Below are 16992 nucleotides of genomic sequence, written 5' to 3'. Positions count from 1 at the left end.
CGGGACTCCTGTCAGTCGATGAGGGGCGGCGAGCGAGGCCGCGGTTACCAGATCCGAGCGGTACCGGTCCGCCCGCCGGCCGGGTCGGACGTCGGGTCGACGCCGAGCGCGTCCGTCGCCGGCCTGCGGGCTGACCGGACGACGGACTCGTCGCTCATCAGTCGTTCACGCGGTAGAGCGCGAAGTAGGACGCCACCCGGTCCTGGTTGTAGTCCTGCGCGAGGGACGGGACGTCGTCGAAGTCCCATACCTCGATCGCCTGCGGCGGGGGAAGGAACTCGGTCGTCTCCATGACGTCCCTGATGACCTGAACGTCGTGACTACGCCACACGTGCGTGTTGACGTGCAGGTGCCGGGACAGGCATTCGGCACCCCGCAACACCGGGATCCGCATCCCGGCCTTCCATCCGCACGTCGAGATCACGCCTTGACGGGCCAGCACCGAGGAGGTGAGCTTCCACAGCGGCGTGCCGATGTTGTCGATGAGGATCGCGGCGCCCTGCCCGTCGCTGAGTTCCCGCACCGTGGCGACGAACGCGGCCGTCGACGCCTCGTGTCGGGCGACCTCGTCGGGCGCGGCGCCCCGGGACGGGACGGTGAGCCCTGGCCAGTTCCGTCGGTCGAGCGCGGTGATGCCCAGCTTCTCGACCAGTTCGCGGCGCTCGTCGCTACCGACCGTCATGGCGGTACGGAAACCTGCCCGAGCAGCCAGCGTCAGCTCGGCCAGCGCCACGCCGCCGCCCCAGCCGAGCACCAGATGCTCGGCCGGATCGGCGTCCGGCAGTTGCGTCCGCCAACAACCCAGGGCCGCCCGCCAGTTGTCCCAGGCCGTGAAGTACCGACCGTAGGTGGCCCACTGCTCGACGCTGTAGGGCGTCGATTCGGGTAGCGGTAGCAGGTTCGCCAGCGGCAGGACACTGCGTCGGGCGAGCAGTCCCATGGTGCCGGGACAGTCGTAGGCGTGCACGAGCTCGACGTAGCCGTGGCGGTCCAGACGCCCGAACGGCATGAGCATGCACACGGTGCCGGGGGCCAGCGAGGGCCCGCCCGGGACAGGGTTGCTGTCCAGCACCCGGACGACGCCGAGGTTGCCCAGGATGACCGACTCCTCGCCCCGGGCGCTGCACACGTCGATCGGGGTACGGGTCAGGGCGTGGTCGACGTTGGCCTCCCACGAGCCGAGCAGCGGTTCGACGAGCGCCTCGCCCGGCCCGGGGTCGCCGATCTCGATGACCGTGCGCTGGAGGGCACCGCCTGCGGTGCCGTCCCAGTCCGGGGCCACGGCCGCGGCGGGCAGGACCCATGCCTCGGTCGTCACCATCACGCCTCACCTTTCACGAACGGTTGCGGTCCGACGGGTAGTTCATGGTCGATGTCGTAGTCGATGGAGACGGCACCGTAGGCCTCTCCGGCGCCGTAGGCCACGGCGGCGAGCCGGGCCCGACGGGCGACAGCCCCATCGGTCAGCTCGGCGGCGAGCGCGAGCGGAATGGACGCCGACGAGGTGTTTCCCAGCTCGGCGATTCGGTTGACGAAGACCGGAGCGGGGTCGGGGAGCCGGCGGCGCACCTCCTGCAGGATCCGGCCGTTGGCCTGGTGGGCGACGACGACGTCCGGCTTGTAGTCCGCCGAGACGTCGGCGAGAACCCGCACCATCCGCGCCACCGCGCGTTCGTAGACCTCGATGCCTCGGATCTGGACCCCGTTCGGGCCCATCGTCATCAGGTCGGCGAAGGCGGCGTCGCAGCCGGCTACCGAGCGCGGTGGCGCGAACTGCTCCCGGTCCGCCACGCGCAGCACGCCGACGCCGTCACCGAAGAGGAAGGCGGTCTGGCGGTCGCTCTTGTCGGTGATCCGCGACATCGCCTCCACGGAGCAGACCAGGGCCTCCGCTACCGTGCCGGCGGTCACCAGGCCGAGTGCCATCGTCAGCGCGTACACCGTGCCGCAGCACGCGGCGTTCAGGTCGACGCTGAGCACGGACGGCCGGAGACCGGCCCGGGTCGCCACCGCCTGCGCCAGTCCCGGTACCCGTGCGTCGTTCGACGTGCTCACGAGCAGCAACGCCCCGATCCGCTCGGGATCCGGGCCGCGGTCGACGACGGTGCGTACGACATCGGCTGCGGCAGCGGTGAGATCGGCCTCGTCGGCGAACCAGGCTCTGCTGTGGATCCCGGTGCGCCGGGTGATCCAGGCATCGGTGAGCGAGATCCCGGAGAAGTGCTCGTTGGAGATCCGGTTGGGGGGAACCCACGCCTCGATGTCGGTCAGTCCTGCTGCCACGACGGCTCCACCAACGACTGCAGGTACGGGACGTACTCGCGGAACGTCTCGAATGCGGCGACCACCGCGGCGTCGGTCTGGAGGTGGAGCCGGCGCTCCAACTCGTGGGTGACCTCCAGCGAGTCGAGGCTGTCGAACGGGAGTTGGGCGATGGGCTCGTCCAGCACCGATTCGTCGGCGCGCTCGTCGTAGGCGGACAGTTTCTCCGTCACGACGTCGACCACTACCTGGTGGATCTGTTCGGGGGTGACCGCGCTCTTCATGGCTTCTCGCTCTCGTCGATGGTTTCGGATATCTGCAGCAGGTAGAGCGGATCGCCGACATTGAGCATCGCGCCGGGTTCCGCCAGCAGTGACTCGATGACTCCCGCACGTTCGGCGACGACCTCCTGGGTGGCCTTGGCCGTCTCGACCTCGACCACCGCGTCACCCCGGCGGATCTCCTGCCCGGGCTCGACCGCCCAGTGGATCAGCAGCACCTCTTCGAGGCCCTGCCCGAACGGGGGCACACAGATCTTGATCGATTCGTGGCTCATGACACGACCTCCAGTAGGGCCTGGACGATGTCCTTGTGCTGCACGACGTGGTGGTATTCGTCATTGGCCGGCGGCATCGGCTCGTGCGGCGCGCCCATCCGGCGGACCGGAGATTTCAGCGAGGTGAAGGCGTGCTCGGCCACGGTCGCCGCCACCTCGGCGCCGACGCCGTGGGTGAGGCAGGACTCCTGGACGACGAGCAGCCGACCGGTTCGACGGACGGACTCCAGCACCCCGTCGTGGTCGATCGGGGAGATCCAGCGCAGGTCCAGCACTTCGACATCCACCTCGCTGGCGACCTCGTCCGCGGCGGCGAGCGCCGTCAGCGTCATCGCGCCGTAGGTCACCAGGGTCACGTCTGTTCCGGGCCGTACCGTCCGCACCGCCATCGGATGCCTGGGTGGCACGGCGGCCGGGGCAGGTGGCACCCGCTTCCAGTAGAGCCGGATGGGCTCGTACAGCAGGACCGGGCCGGGTGTGGCCAGCGCCTCGTCGAGTACCGCACGGTGGTCCTCGCCGGTGCTCGGGTAGGCCACCCGGAGCCCGGGTACCGCAGCGAAGATGCTCTCGTTCGACTCGGAGTGGTGCTCCACGCCCCGGGTTCCGCCGCCCGACGGGATCCGCACCACCAGGTGCAGGTCGTCGGTGCCGCCCCACCTGCCGTGGAGACGCGCCGCCTGCGTGATGATCTGGTTCGCGGCCGGGAAGCAGAAGCCGTCGAACTGGATCTCGCAGATGGGCAGCAGTCCACTCAGGGACATGCCGATGGCCTGTCCGACGATGCTGGACTCGGCCAGTGTCGTGTCCCGCACCCGCTGCGGGCCGAACGTGGCCTGGAGGCCACGGGTCACCCGGAAGACTCCCCCGAGGCGGCCGATGTCCTCGCCGAGCAGGACGACGCGGTCGTCGGCCTCCATCAGCCCGGCCAGCGAGGAGTTGATGCTTGCCGCCAGGGTCTGGCTTCTCGATTCGGTCATCGGGCGTACTCCTTCAGCAGGTCTGCGCGCAGGTCACTGGTCCTCCGCTCCAGTTCGGCGAGCCAGTCCGGGTCGACGGTCCCGTCCTCAAGCAGGCGCCGACGGTAGGCGGCCACGGGGTCCCGGCTGACCGCCGCCGCGATGTCCGCCTCGTCGCGGTAGATCTCCTGGGAGTCCGAGCTGGTGTGGCTGAGGATCCGGTCGACGGAGAACTCGATCAGGCGCGGGCCGGGCTCGGTGGCCAGCAGCCTCAACTCGGCGGTGACGGCGTCGTACACGATCTCGGGATCTCGGCCGTCCACCTGACGAGAGGCGATGCCGAAGCCGGCGGCCCGCGCGGCGATGCTCGTCCGCATCTGTTCGGAGGTGGGCTTGGAGATCGCCCACCCGTTGTTCACATTCAGGAACAGGACGTTGGCCTGTTCGACCGCCGCGAGGTTGAACGCCTCGGCGGCATCGCCCTCGCTGCTCGCGCCGTCGCCGAAGAAGACCGCGACCGGTTCCGCTCGTCCCTGGATCCGGGTGCCCAGCGCATAACCCACCGCGGGAAGCATCTGACTCGCGAGCACGAGCGTGAACGGAAACATCCGGAGCGGTCGCGGTTGCCAGCCGCAGAACGAGCGTCCCGACCATCCCGCGACGACCTGCTCCGGGGTGGCTCCTCGGACCAGGGCCACCGCCACCTCGCGGTAGGAGGGCACGATGACCACCCCGTCGAGGGCGTACGCCGCAGCCACCTGGAGGGCTTCCTGGCCGGTGCACGGTGCCCAGAGGTCGATGAGCCCCTGCTTGCGCAGCAGGATCGCTTCCTCGTCGACCGCTCGGGCAATGAGCATCTGCTCGAGAATCTGCCGCCGCATGGCCGACGTGAGTCCGGTCGTCACCTGCGTCATCAGGGTTCCTCCCTGCTAGTACGGGATGTCGGGTGCGCGGCCACAGCGAGAGCGCCGGAGTCCGGCGAACGGCTCGGCGGGGTGGGATCTGGTGGCTCGGTGGGTCGGATGAACACCACGGCCACGACCGCCGCCAGGACGAGAAGCCCCACGGTGAGCCCCAGCGCATCGACGAGGCCGGCGATGGTGCTCTCGGACGGTCCGGCGTCCGGATGATCCGCCGCCCAGGAGGCCGCGCCGACGGCCGCCATACCGTTCAGGACGATGGTGCCGATCGCGGCACTCACCTGCTGGACCGCCGCGTAGATCGCCGACGCCCCGGCCGCCTGGCGAGGGCCGACTCCGTAGGTCGAGATGTTCGTGCACGGCACGAGAACCGTCCCCAGCCCGAGACCGAGGAGGATCTCCGCCGGCAGCAGCACCGTCACGTAGGAACTGGTGGGGTCGAGCCCTCGCATGATCATGACTGCGGCCACCGCGAGGGCGAGACCGGCCAGGATGAGCAGTCGGGGATGGGTGTTGGCGAACCGGCCGGACAGCGCCATCGCCCCCAGCGCCATGCTCGCGACCAGAGGAATGAACGCGAGCCCCGTCGCCACCGGCGAGTACCCCTTGACCTCCTGTAGGTAGAAGGTCGCGAGGATGAAGAGACCGAACAGGCCCATCAGCACGCACGTCGTGACGAGGTACGCCCCAACCCGGGCTGGCTGCGCCACCACAGCCGGCGGCAGCAACGGGGCGCTCGCCCGACGTTCCACGACGACCAGGGCCACGATCGACACCACGCCGGCCGTCAGCAGGGTGACCGCCGTCGTGTCGAGACCGTCGGACTGCGACCGGGCCACGCCGAGGGCGAGCGCGGCCAGACCCGCCAGGAGCAGCGAACCACCTACGAGATCCCGGCGGGGCACCCGTACCGCGTGTGCCTCGCGGGGCAGCAGCGCCGCACCGCCCACCGCCGCGACCGCGACGAAGGGAAGGACGAACCAGAACGCCCAACGCCAGGTGAGGAGCTGGGTGAGCAGGCCGCCGACGACGAGGCCCAGGGCCAGGCCGCTGGCGGCCACCGAACTGTAGATGCCCATCGCCCTGGCCCGGTCGCGACCCCTCGGGAACGTCGCGGAGACGATGGCGAGCGCCGAGGGCGCCAGTACCGCTCCCGACAGTCCCTGCCACACCCGCCCGACCAACAGGAGCACCGGCTCCTGGGCACTACCGGCGACGATCGAGGCGAGACCGAACGACACCAGCCCGGCGATGAACGTCCGTCGGTGCCCGGCGGTGTCGGCCAGCCGGCCGCCCGACAGGAGGGCCCCCGCGAACGCCAGCGAGTAGGCGGCGATCACCCATTGACGGGCCGGGTCCGACAGCCCGATGTCGGCCTGGATCGAGGGCAACGCGACGTTGGCCACCGTCACGTCGATCGCCACGACGAACTGTCCCAGCGTGGCGAAGGCGAGAATGGCCCAACGGCGACGGTCGGGCTGGGTCACCACAACCCGCCGTCGACGGTCAGGACCTGCCCGGTGATGTACGACGCCCGGGGCGAGGCCAGGAAGGAGACCGCCTCCGCGACCTCCTCCGGGCGGCCGAAGCGCCGCAGCGCGGCCCGGCGTTTCGCCTCGGTACGCAACGCCTCGGGCAGCTCGACGACCTGCTCCGTCTCCACGAAGCCGGGAGCCACCACGTTGGCGCGGATACCGAACCTGCCGACTTCCTGCGCCAACGCCAGGGTGAACCCCACGATCCCGGCCTTGGCCGCCGAATAGTTGCTCTGGCCCGGGTTGCCCCGGATACCGGAGACCGACGACACGGTGACCACGACGCCACGACGCCGCCCGACCATCTCCTCCACGACGCCACGACAGACGTGGTACACGCCGTCGAGGTCGACTCTCATCACCCGCTGCCAGTCCTCGTCCCGCATCGTCAGCAACGGGGTGTCGCGGACGACCGCGGCCGAGGCCACCAGGCACGTCACCGGCCCCAGTGCGTCCCGCGCACCGTCGAGGAAGGTGTCGACCTGCGCCCGGTCGGACACGTCGGCCCGCCGCGAGTAGACCTCCCGCCCGAGGGCCCGGACCTCGTCCTCCACGTTCTGGGCCGCCTCCGACCGCGACGCGAAGCAGAAGCCCACGTCGTACCCCTGGCGGGCCAGTTCGAGGACGACCGACCGTCCGATTCCCCTGCTCCCACCGGTCACGATGGCCACGCCTGGCTCGTTCACGCCAGTACCCCCCGTCTCGTCGGCGCGTTGATGTCTGCGGCTTCGCCGCCCTCCGGGCGTGACCCGACGGCGTGGGCCGCCGGCGGGCGAAGCAGATCCTGTCGGAGCTGACGGGCCACGGTGTCCAGCACGGCCCGTCGGTGCTGGACGACGAAGAAGTGCCCGCCAGGAAAGATCGTTTGGCTGACCGCGCCGACGGTGGTGGCGTCCCAGCCGGACAGCGTCGTGACCGGGACGACGTGATCGTCCGCCCCGCCCAGCACCGTCACCGGGATGTCGAGGACCACGGCCGGCTTCAGTGGCATCTGGCCGAGGATCTCCACACCCGCGCGGAACGCGTCCAGCACTTCCCCGAGGATCTCCGGCTCGCGCAGCAGCGCCTCGGGCGTTCCGCCGATGCGGCGCATCTCGGCGAGCACCGCCGCGTCGTCAGACCGGGCCAACGATCGTGGCCGCTGCCACGTGCCCGGTGGACCGGCCGCCGAGACGATCAGCCGGACCGGCTGCGGTTCCCCACGACGGGCCAGTTCCCGGACGACCTCCAGGGCGACAGCCCCGCCCAGGCTGTGGCCGAGCAGCGCGAACGGACCCGATGCCCGCCGACAGGTGAGGATGACGTCCTCCACCAGCGCGCCGAGATCCCACAGCAGCGGTTCGTCCCGTCGCGTGCCACGCCCGGGGTAGTCCACGGCGGTGACGGCGATGCCGGACGGAGCATCGATCGCCCACGGCCGGAACAGTGCGGCGCTGCCACCCGCGTACGGTAGGCAGAACAGGTCGACGGCAGTCATCGCTGCTCCTGTGACGTTTCGGCCAGGACCGCCGCACGCAGGGCGGAGAGGGCCGTCTCGGGATCCGCCACCGCCATCGACACCAGTCGGGGAAAGGCCTCGACCATCGCACCCATCACGTCTCTGCCGACGACGTCGGGAGAGAAGAGCCAGATGCCGTTGAGCACACCGTCGCGCTCGTGCATGGCAAGGTAGAAGTCGAGGTTGAACGGCTGCATCGCCGTGATCACCTCAGGGATGATCGCCTCGTCGTTGTCCGTGCCGACGTCCTTGAGTGGGCTGGACACCAGCGGCCCCAGGTCGAGCGCGAAGGGCTCGTAGTTGACCAGGTTGAACATGGTCCGCATCGGGTCGAGCTGCTGCTGACCGCCGAAGAGCAGCCGAAGCGGTGCCTCCTGGTTCGCCTGGCCCTGCAGGAACGAGTCCCGGACCAGGCGCGTGACATCGGCGAAGGATTGCGCCCAGTCGAGGCGTACCCGCACCACGATCTCGTTGATGAAGTAGCCGACCATCGACTGTGTCTCCGGTTGGTCCCGGCCGGCGAGCGGCACGGTCACGCTCAGGTCGACCGAGCCGGAGTAGCAGGCGTGCAGGGTGTCGAACGCCGCCAGGAGAAACATGAACGGCGTGACGCCGAGCCGCCGGGACACCTCGTGCACGTCCCGGGTGACCGCCTCGGAGAGGGTGAAGCCCTGGGTGAAGCCGTCGACCGGGCGGTCGAGCTGGTGCTCCGGCGCGGTGAAGGTCGGCGGTTCGGGCAGGTCACGCAGTGCCTCGCGCCAGTAGGCCACCTGCTCGTCGAGTTCGCCTGCGGCCAACCGGTCCTGCTGCCACACCGCGAAGTCCAGGTAGGACACCGGCAGTGGTGCGAGGCGAGGGTCCTTTCCGCCGATCGCCTTCTGGTACGCCTCGGCCAGGTCACGCTGAAGCTGGGCGTACCCCCACGGGTCGATCACGATGTGGTGCAGCACCATGACCAGGACGTGGCGTCCATCGCCCAGGTTCACCAGGGCGGAGCGCACCGGACGTCCGTCGGCCATGGTGAAGCCCACCCGCTGCTCGTCCGCGATGACGTCGGCGACGACGGACCACGCGGACCCGGCGGCGGAGGCGTCGACGACACGCAGCGGCCAGGCGGGCTCCTCGACCACCAGTTGCCGCCACTCGCCGTCGATTTCCATGATCCGGGTACGCAGCACCTCGTGTCGGCGTACCACCTCCACCAGCGCGCGGCGCAGCGCCGCCACGTCGACGGTGGCCCCCGGCGCTCCCGGCGCGGCCTCCAGGACCGTGGCCACGACGACGTTGTGATGCGGGTTGTCCAGGCCGGCCGGCTGAAGCGCGTTGTTGAGCTGGGGGAAGGAGAGCGGCATCGGCCTGCGTCGGGGCACCCGGGCGACCCGTGCACCCGGGCGTCGAGGAGCGAGCCGGATATCGCCCGCGCCGCTCTCCGCCACCTCCGCGAGGCGGACGAGTGCCTCCCGCCACGCCCGGGCCACGGCGTCGACCGTCTCGTCCGGCACCGCGCCGGCAGGCCAGGTCCATTCGGCCACCACCCGGGGGTCGCCGTCCCCCTCGACCCGGGTGTTCAGGTTGAGCGCCCGAGTCAATCGGGGCGCAAGACCATGCGCGGCGTCGCGAAGGGATGCCGCCCGGCTGGTGTCGACCTCCCAGTCGCCCTGGCCGGAACGCTGACCCACCCACCCGAGATGGTTGTAGACGATCTGGGGGTCCGGCGCACCGAGCATCTCCTCCCCGGCGGGGTCGAGATAACGCAGGACGCCGTAGGTCCAACCGACCTCCGCCACCGTGCGGACGGCACCCACCGTGTCCCGGACCGCGTCGGCCAGCGCTGCCGCCGAACCGGTCGCCCCGGCGCGCACCGGCACCCGTACCGGGTGGATCTCGGTCAACCACCCGACCGTCCGGACGGTGTCCGCTCCCGCCACGTCGCGGCCGTGCCCTTCGACCTCGACGAGTACGTCCGCTTCGTCGACACCCGGTTCGAAGGTCCGGGACAGGGCGATCCCCATCGCGGTCAGGCACAGCTCGTCGACACCGACGCCGAACTCCACCGCAGCGGTGTCGAGCAGCCGTGCGCTGAGTCGCGTGTCGATCTCCTGAACGAACTCGTGGGTCTGCGCCCCGACGTCAGGCACCGGGAGGACGGCCTTCGTGCCGGCCCCGATCTCGCGCCAGAACCCGGCTCGACGGCGGACGTCCTCGCGGCCTGCCAGGTCCACGACGGCCTGTGCCCAGGAGTGCATCGACACGGGTACCGCCGGCAACTCCCCCGCGCCACCCGCGGCGATCTGCTGCCACGCTCTGCGCAGGTCACCGAGGACGATTCCCCACGACACCGCATCGACGACGACATGGTGGATGACCACGGCCAACAGCGGCCGCTCGCCGGCACCCCGGTCGAACAGAACCGCCGCGACGTTACGTCCCTCCCGGGGGTCCAGACCGCCGCTGGCCGCGCCGACGTGCGTCGCGATCAGCCCGTCGACGGCGTCGTCGGCAACGCCGCCGGCGTCGACGAGGACCAGTTCGACGGAGGACGCCACGGCGTCGGGAACGACCAGCCGCCACTGCGCACTGCCGGTCTCCAGACGCGCCGCCAGGATCCGGTGATGCGCGACGACGGCGTCCAGCGCCCGCTGGAGATCCGCGGGGCGGGACGTCGGGGGTAGCCGGAGCAGCACCCGGTGCGTGTATCCGGCCAGCCGGGTGCCGGCCGAGCGCATTCGCGCCAGCACGGGCCAGGTGGGGATGACCCCCGTACCCGGGTCGTGGACGATCGCCCGCACCTCGGATCGCGGGCTGGCTGCGGCCAACGCGGCGACGCTCTGGTGCAGGAAGACATCGCGGGTGGTCAGCGCGAAACCCGCTTCACGGGCCGCAGACACCAGGTGGATCGCCTTGATGGAATCGCCACCGAGGTCGAAGAAGGTGGCATGTGCGTCACGTACCGGCCGGCCGAGGACGGCCTCGAACGCCTCGGCCATGGCCAGTTCGTCCGGCGCGGCCGGCGCGACCACCGACGCGAGATCGTCGGCTGCCGCGACCGGCCAGGGCAGGGCCGCCCGATCGATCTTGCCGGTGCTCTGGAGTGGCATCGCGTCGAGCACCACGACATCGGTGGGCACCATGTGCGCCGGCAGTCGTTGGGACACCGCATCCAGGACCTCTCGCCGGGTGACCGCCTCGGCTCCCGGCTCGCCGGTGACATAGGCGACCAACCGGGCCGAGTTGTCGTCCGACCGGGCGCACACGCAGCAGGCGGTCACCCCGGGAGCGGCGAGTACGGCCATCTCCACCTCGGCCGGCTCGATGCGGTAGCCCCGGATCTTCACCTGGTGGTCGACCCGGCCGACGAACCGGATCCTTCCGTCCATGTCCCACCAGACGCGGTCGCCGGTCCGGTACATCACCGCGTCCGCACGGCCGAACGGGTCCGGCACGAAACGCTCGGCGGTCAGGTCCGGCCGGTTGACGTAGCCCTCGCTCAGTTGGGTGCCGGCCAGGTGAAGTTCGCCGATCACCCCGGGCGGGACGAGCCGACCCGCCGCGTCGAGCACGAGCGCGCGCATGCCCGGCACGGGCCGGCCGAGGGCAAGGGTGCCGCGCGTGACGTCGATCTCGTCCACCGGGCCGGTGAGCGCACCGATCGTCGTCTCCGTCGGCCCGTAGTGGTTCACGAGCCGACGGGCGCGCCGCTCGGTGCAGAGCCGGACGAGGTCGTCAGCCGCGATGCTCTCACCGCCGAGGACGAGGCTGCGACGCGGCCAGACCGCCTCCGGACCGGCGGTCGAGACGATCGCCATCAGGTGCGACGGAACGAGCTTCGCATGGTCGACCTCGCTCAACGTGGTCGCCACCACGGCCGGCTCCGTCGCCTCCGTACGCCCGAGGATGCGCAGGGTGCCACCGGTGGTCAGCGAGGTGACCAGCGTCGTCAGCGCGAAGTCGGTGAAGGCCTGCTGGAGCAGCGCGTAACTCTCCCCGGTGCCGCCCCATCCGAGCCTGGGCGGAACGTTACGGACGTAGTGCAGCAGGGCCCGCTGTGGGACGGCCACCCCCTTGGGGCGCCCGGTCGTGCCCGAGGTGAAGATGACGTAGGCGGGCCGACCGGTGTCGGTGTCGACGGCCGGTGCCTGCGCCGAGTCCTCCTCGACCGCCTCGGCAGTCAGCAGGACGAACCCGCCGGGCTCGCGATCCCCGACGACGACCGACGCGCCGCAGTCCCGGAGCATGAAGGCGATCCGCTCGTCCGGCCATTCGGGATCGAGGGGAAGGTAGGCCGCCCCCAGCCGCCAGCACGCCAGCATCGTCGTGAGGAAGCGTTCATCGGTCTCGTACGCCAGACCGACGACGTCCCCAGCGGTCACCCCCGCGGCGGCGAGCCGCGCCGCCAGCCGGTCGGCGTTACCGAGGAGCTGGGCGTAGGTCGTGACACCGGAGTGGGTCGCGACGGCGACGACATCGGGATGCTGCTGCGCCGCCCGCGCGACCAGTTCGTAGACGTTGGCGGCTTCCGGCGTCAGCGGGTCACCGCCGTCGCTCCAGCCGAGGACGCGTCGCCGCCACGCCAGGTCGAGCACGTCGATCGCGCTCAGCCGCTGGCCGGGCTCGGTGACGGCGATCCTGAGCACCCGGTTGAACTGCTCCGCGAGCAGCGCACCGCGCGCCTCGTCGAACAGGTCCGCGCTGTAGACGAGCCGACCCCACAGATCGTCGCCGTCCTCGATCAGGTCCAACTGGATGTCGAACTTCGCCGTCAACGCCTCGACGCCGAGCGGGCGGATGCGCAGGTCACCGTGGTCCCACTGCGGCAGCGGGGCGTTCTGGAACGAGAACATCGCCTGGAACAGGGGATTACGCGAGAGACTCCGGCCGGGTGCGAGGTTCTGCACCACCTTCTCGAACGGTGTCCGATCGTGCGCGAACGCGTCCAGCGCCGTGGTCGCGGTCCGCGTCACGAACTCGCCGAAGGTGGGATCGTCGGCGGCATCGAGGCGCAGGGCGACGGTGTTGACGAAGCAGCCGATCAGCCCTTCGAGCTCGGGCAGGGGACGACCCGCCACCGGGGTGCCGATCACGACCTCTTCGTGCTGACCGACCCGTACGAGGAACGTCGCGAACGCGGCGGCCAGCACCATGAAGCGGGTGCAGCCCAGCTCCTTGGCCAACCTGGTGACCGCGGCGGACACCGTGGCCGGGACCGCGATCGGTACGGACTGCCCCCGGTACGACTTCTCCGCCGGCCGGGGCCGATCGCCGACCAGCCCGGTCTCCGGGTCGGCGCCCGCGAGCTTGTCCGTCCAGTACGCGATGTCAGCGGTCTCGTCGTCACCCTCCCGGGCCGCCTGCCAGATCGCGAAGTCGGGGTAGTCGATGGTCAGCGGGGTGAGTGCGGCCGACCCCCGGACGAGCCCGTGGTAGATCTGCATCACCTCACGCATCAGCACGCCGATCGACCACATGTCCGAGACGATGTGGTGCATCCCGAAGATCACGGCGTGGTCGTCGGCACCGAAACGCAGCACGTCGACGCGGAGCAGCGGACCGTACGCCAGGTCGAAGGGTTCCAGCGCCATGTCGTCCTGACGCTTGTGAACCGCCTCGACCGGGTCGCCCAGGCTCTCCGACACCGTCACCCGGGGCTCCAGAGTGTCCAGCACCACCTGGCAGGGCCCGTCCCCGAAGTCACGGAAGACCGTCCGGAGCGACTCGTGGCGTTGCGACATCGCGCGGCACGCCCGCGTGAAGAGTTCCACGTCGAGCGGTCCGTCGATCCGCAACCCGCCGAGGATCACGTACGGCGAGACCTCGCCCACGATCTGGTCGAGGATCCACATCTGCCGCTGCTGCGGGGTGAGGAGCACCGGGCGCGCGGGCTCACCGCGTCGCTCGACGGTCAGCCGTGGCCCCCGCTGGACACCCTCGGACCGCAGCCGGCTGTCCAGCAGAGCGAGCCGCTCCGGACTGAGGTTCAGCCGACGACTCATCGGTTGGCCTCAGCATGCAGCTCGGCGGCGACCTCGTCATCACCGAGGTTCGACATCTCGAGAATCAGCTCCGCCATCCGCTCGACCGCCTCCGGGCTGTCGGCGAGTTCACCCACCGCCGTTGCGAGGCCCGCGACCGTGGGATCCCGGAAGATCCGCTGCAGCGGAACGTTCACCCCGAAGGCGGTGCGTACCCGGACCAGCACGCGCGTGCTGAGCAGCGAGTGTCCGCCGAGCGCGAAGAAGTCGTCCCGGACACCGATCCGGTCCACGTCCAGGACCTCTTCCCAGATCGCCGCGACGACCTTCTCGGTCGCGCTGCGCGGGGCGACGTACTCGCGCTCGACCATGCCGGGCCGGGGAAGCGCCGACCGGTCGACCTTCCCGTTGGCGGTGAGCGGGAGCCGCTCCTGCTCCACGATCACCGGCGGGATCATGTACTCGGGCAGCCGGTCGGCGAGACGCCGTTGGAGAGCGGTGCGGTCGAGTGGTCCGGCACCGTCGGCGAGGCGGACGTATCCGACCAGCCGCTGGTCGCCGGGGGTGTCCTCGCGTACGACCGCCACCGCTTCGACGATCGCCTCGTCCGCCAGCAGGGCTGCTTCGACCTCACCCAGTTCGACCCGGTAACCGCGGAGCTTGACCTGATGGTCGAGCCGCCCGAGGAACTCGAGGTCACCCTTGCCGTCCCGGCGCACCAGGTCACCGGTGCGATACCAGAGCCCCTCCCGGTCCGCACGGGTGACGAACCGGTCGGCGGTCAGCTCGGGGCGCAGCCAGTAGCCGAGGCTCACGCCGCTGCCACCGATCCACAACTCACCGGGAACGCCCACGGGCGCGGGTTGGCCACTCGGCTCCACCACCAGCAGGTCGGTGTTGGCGATCGGCTCGCCCAGGCGCACCGGACCGTCACCCACCCGGTCGACGGAGGACCAGATCGTGGTCTCCGTCGGGCCGTACATGTTCCACGTCTCGTCGACGACGGCTGTCAGCTCCACGGCCAGCGCCGGTGGTAGGGCCTCCCCTCCGACGAGGGCGCGGAACGAGCCCGCCGGACGCCACCCCTGGTCGAGCAGCATCCGCCAGGTGGTCGGCGTGGCCTGCATGAGGTCGGCGCCGCTGTCGTCCAGCAGCGTCGCCAGGCGTACGGCGTCGACGACCACGTCCCGACCGGCCAGCACCACCGTGCCGCCGACGGTCAGCGGTAGCAGCAGTTCGAGCATGGAGATGTCGAACGAGAAGGTGGTCACGGCGACCAGCACCTCGCCGGCCGACATGCCGGGCCGCTCGGCCATCGACCGCAGGAAGTTGTCGAGCGCCCGGTGCGGGACGACGACGCCCTTGGGCACGCCGGTGGAGCCCGACGTGTAGATCACGTAGGCGATGTCCGTACCGGATCGCCCCTCGACAGGACGGGGCACCGCGCCGCCGTCGGTCGCCGGAGTGGCTCCCGGAAGGTCCAGCGTCTCGGTCGCCAGCGCGCCCAGTGGCCCGCTGGTCTCCTCGATGGCGATGGCGAGACTCAGCCCGGAGTCCTCGACCATGTGCCGGATCCGCGACTCGGGAAAGGCGGGGTCGATGGGGACGTACGCCGCACCGCAGCTGAGCACCGCGAGCAGCGCGATGACGATCCGCTCGTCCCGGGGCAGGCAGATGCCGACGAGACTCCCCCGGCCCACGCCGCGTGCCTGGAGCCGAGCCGCCAGCGAGTCCACCTCGGCCAGCAACTCGCGGTACGTCAGCCGCCCACGACCGATCACGGCCACGTCGTCGGGGTGCGCCGCAGCGCTCCGCCGGACAAGCTCGTCAGCCAGGCCGGTGGTGTCCCAGTCCCTGCGCGGTCCCCGTCCGAGGGCTTCGATCTCCCGGAGGTCAGCCGGATCGATGAGGTTGACGGCGGACACCGGCTTGTCGGGTTCGTCGAGCAGCCCGCCGATCAGCGTGGTGAGTTCACGCCCGAGCCGCTCGATGGTCGCCTGGTCGAACAGGTCGGTGCTGTACTCGAACCAGCCGGTCAGTCCGGCGCCCTCGAAGACCTGGAGTTCCAGATCGAAACGGGCCGTGCGGCTCGGGATGTCGAGCGGTTCGAGCGACAGTCCGCCGGCCGAGAACGTCGGGATCTCGATGTTCTGGTAGATGAAGGACACCTGGAAGAGCGGGCTGCGCGCGGGGTCCCGTTCGGGTTGCACGCCGTCGACGATCTGCTCGAACGAGAGTTCCTGGTGGGCGAAGCCGCCGAGCGCGGTGGACCGCACCTGCTGGACGAGGGTTCGGAAGCCCTCGGCAGGGTCGATGCGGACCCGCATCGGCAGCATGTTCACGAAGTAGCCGATCAGGTGCTTGATCTCGTCGCGATCGCGGTTGGCGGTGGGGACACCGACGACGACGTCGTCGGTACGGCTGACCCGCGCCAGCAGGACGGAGAAGGCAGCCAGGGTGGCCATGAACGGGGTCACCCCCGCGTCCTTGCAGAACGCGCGAAGCCGGTCGAACATGGCCGGCTCAAGCTCGAACAGGACGGTGGAGCCCCGGATTCCCTGGATCGGCGGACGGGGACGGTCGGCCGGCAGGTCGATACCGCCCGGGGCTCCCTCCAGCGCCTGCCGCCAGTAGTCGAGGTCGGACGCGGCGGCTCCCTCCTTCACCCGACGGTGTTGCCACTGCGAGTAGTCGGAGTACTGGATCGGCAGCTCGGGCAGTTCGGCGGGGCGGCCACCGGTGATCTCCCCGTACAGCGCCGAGAGTTCGGTCAGGAACTGCGTCGTCGACCAGAGGTCGGCGGCGATGTGGTGGATCGTGACCAGCAGGATGTGGTCGTCGGCGCTCAGCCGGAGGAACCTCAGCCGCAACAGCGGGCCGGTCTCGATGTCGAACGCCCGGTTGAATTCCCGTTGGGCCCGCTCCTGGATCGCGTCCCACGCGTCCGGAGCGGCCAGCTCGGGATGGTCCTCGATCACGAGTTCCGGCTCCAACCAGGGGTGGACGACCTGTATCGGGCTGCCATCCTCGTCCCGGAAGGTGGTCCGCAGCGCCTCGTGACGTTCGACGATCCGGTTGACCGCCTTCGACCACGCCTCGACGTCCAGCGGACCGGTGATGCGGATTGCCCGGGGAAGGTTGTTCGACGTGTTCCCGGGCATGAGCTGGTCGAGGAACCACATCCGCTGCTGCGGGAACGATGCGGGGAACTCTCGCTGCCGGCTGCGGCGGAGTCCTTCGATCAGCAGTGCCCGCTTCTCTTCGACGGTGAGCTGATCCGGGTCTATCGCGGCCAT

General features: G+C 70.5%; 11 protein-coding genes. All 11 read right to left on the bottom strand.

The genetic code is table 11. The features are described from left to right. Positions 1 to 157 precede the first annotated feature (157 nt). Genes Vlu01_RS01905 through Vlu01_RS01855 form a run of 11 tightly spaced genes read right to left on the bottom strand, consistent with a single transcriptional unit; the run spans position 158 to position 16992 of the window. Positions 158 to 1321, bottom strand: coding sequence for a zinc-binding dehydrogenase (locus tag Vlu01_RS01905; RefSeq protein ID WP_203991961.1), 1164 nt, complete (start codon positions 1319 to 1321; stop codon positions 158 to 160). After that, on the bottom strand, positions 1321 to 2283 hold the full coding sequence (locus Vlu01_RS01900; protein WP_203991957.1) for a 3-oxoacyl-ACP synthase III family protein: 963 nt from the start codon (positions 2281 to 2283) through the stop codon (positions 1321 to 1323). The genes Vlu01_RS01905 and Vlu01_RS01900 overlap by 1 nt, the downstream gene beginning before the upstream one ends. Continuing rightward, positions 2268 to 2546, bottom strand: a complete 279-nt coding sequence (locus tag Vlu01_RS01895) for an acyl carrier protein (protein ID WP_203991954.1) — start codon at positions 2544 to 2546, stop codon at positions 2268 to 2270. The genes Vlu01_RS01900 and Vlu01_RS01895 overlap by 16 nt, the downstream gene beginning before the upstream one ends. After that, positions 2543 to 2818: a biotin/lipoyl-containing protein gene (locus tag Vlu01_RS01890; RefSeq protein WP_203991951.1), complete on the bottom strand. Its 276-nt coding sequence runs from the start codon at positions 2816 to 2818 to the stop codon at positions 2543 to 2545. The genes Vlu01_RS01895 and Vlu01_RS01890 overlap by 4 nt, the downstream gene beginning before the upstream one ends. Further along, positions 2815 to 3795, bottom strand: coding sequence for an alpha-ketoacid dehydrogenase subunit beta (locus Vlu01_RS01885; RefSeq protein WP_203991948.1), 981 nt, complete (start codon positions 3793 to 3795; stop codon positions 2815 to 2817). Before Vlu01_RS01885 ends, Vlu01_RS01890 begins: the two co-directional genes overlap by 4 nt. Further along, entirely contained in the window at positions 3792 to 4688 is an 897-nt protein-coding gene (locus Vlu01_RS01880; protein ID WP_203991945.1) for a thiamine pyrophosphate-dependent dehydrogenase E1 component subunit alpha, read from the bottom strand. Before Vlu01_RS01880 ends, Vlu01_RS01885 begins: the two co-directional genes overlap by 4 nt. Continuing rightward, positions 4688 to 6181, bottom strand: coding sequence for an MFS transporter (locus Vlu01_RS01875; RefSeq protein WP_203991930.1), 1494 nt, complete (start codon positions 6179 to 6181; stop codon positions 4688 to 4690). Before Vlu01_RS01875 ends, Vlu01_RS01880 begins: the two co-directional genes overlap by 1 nt. Beyond that, entirely contained in the window at positions 6178 to 6915 is a 738-nt protein-coding gene (gene fabG, locus Vlu01_RS01870; RefSeq protein WP_203991928.1) for a 3-oxoacyl-ACP reductase FabG, read from the bottom strand. Before fabG ends, Vlu01_RS01875 begins: the two co-directional genes overlap by 4 nt. Next, on the bottom strand, positions 6912 to 7706 hold the full coding sequence (locus tag Vlu01_RS01865) for a thioesterase II family protein (RefSeq protein ID WP_203991925.1): 795 nt from the start codon (positions 7704 to 7706) through the stop codon (positions 6912 to 6914). Before Vlu01_RS01865 ends, fabG begins: the two co-directional genes overlap by 4 nt. After that, positions 7703 to 13717 carry a non-ribosomal peptide synthetase gene (locus tag Vlu01_RS01860; protein WP_203991921.1) on the bottom strand — a complete coding sequence of 2005 codons (6015 nt, stop codon included), beginning with the start codon at positions 13715 to 13717 and terminating at the stop codon, positions 7703 to 7705. The genes Vlu01_RS01865 and Vlu01_RS01860 overlap by 4 nt, the downstream gene beginning before the upstream one ends. Then, entirely contained in the window at positions 13714 to 16992 is a 3279-nt protein-coding gene (locus tag Vlu01_RS01855) for a non-ribosomal peptide synthetase (RefSeq protein WP_203991918.1), read from the bottom strand. The genes Vlu01_RS01860 and Vlu01_RS01855 overlap by 4 nt, the downstream gene beginning before the upstream one ends.

It is taken from the genome of Micromonospora lutea (assembly GCF_016863535.1).
Taxonomy (GTDB): domain Bacteria; phylum Actinomycetota; class Actinomycetes; order Mycobacteriales; family Micromonosporaceae; genus Micromonospora; species Micromonospora lutea.
The sequence above is the reverse complement of the archived record's forward strand: the minus strand, read 5'-3'. Positions and strand labels throughout refer to the sequence as shown.

Bases quoted from the DNA above. Each gene is read 5' to 3' on its own strand.
- Vlu01_RS01905 (WP_203991961.1), bottom strand. From the start codon at position 1,321: ATGGTGACGACCGAGGCATGGGTCCTGCCCGCCGCGGCCGTGGCCCCG.
- Vlu01_RS01895 (WP_203991954.1), bottom strand. From the start codon at position 2,546: ATGAAGAGCGCGGTCACCCCCGAACAGATCCACCAGGTAGTGGTCGAC.
- Vlu01_RS01890 (WP_203991951.1), bottom strand. From the start codon at position 2,818: ATGAGCCACGAATCGATCAAGATCTGTGTGCCCCCGTTCGGGCAGGGC.
- Vlu01_RS01885 (WP_203991948.1), bottom strand. From the start codon at position 3,795: ATGACCGAATCGAGAAGCCAGACCCTGGCGGCAAGCATCAACTCCTCG.
- Vlu01_RS01880 (WP_203991945.1), bottom strand. From the start codon at position 4,688: ATGACGCAGGTGACGACCGGACTCACGTCGGCCATGCGGCGGCAGATT.
- Vlu01_RS01865 (WP_203991925.1), bottom strand. From the start codon at position 7,706: ATGACTGCCGTCGACCTGTTCTGCCTACCGTACGCGGGTGGCAGCGCC.
- Vlu01_RS01860 (WP_203991921.1), bottom strand. From the start codon at position 13,717: ATGAGTCGTCGGCTGAACCTCAGTCCGGAGCGGCTCGCTCTGCTGGAC.
- Vlu01_RS01855 (WP_203991918.1), bottom strand. From the start codon at position 16,992: ATGGCCGCGATAGACCCGGATCAGCTCACCGTCGAAGAGAAGCGGGCA.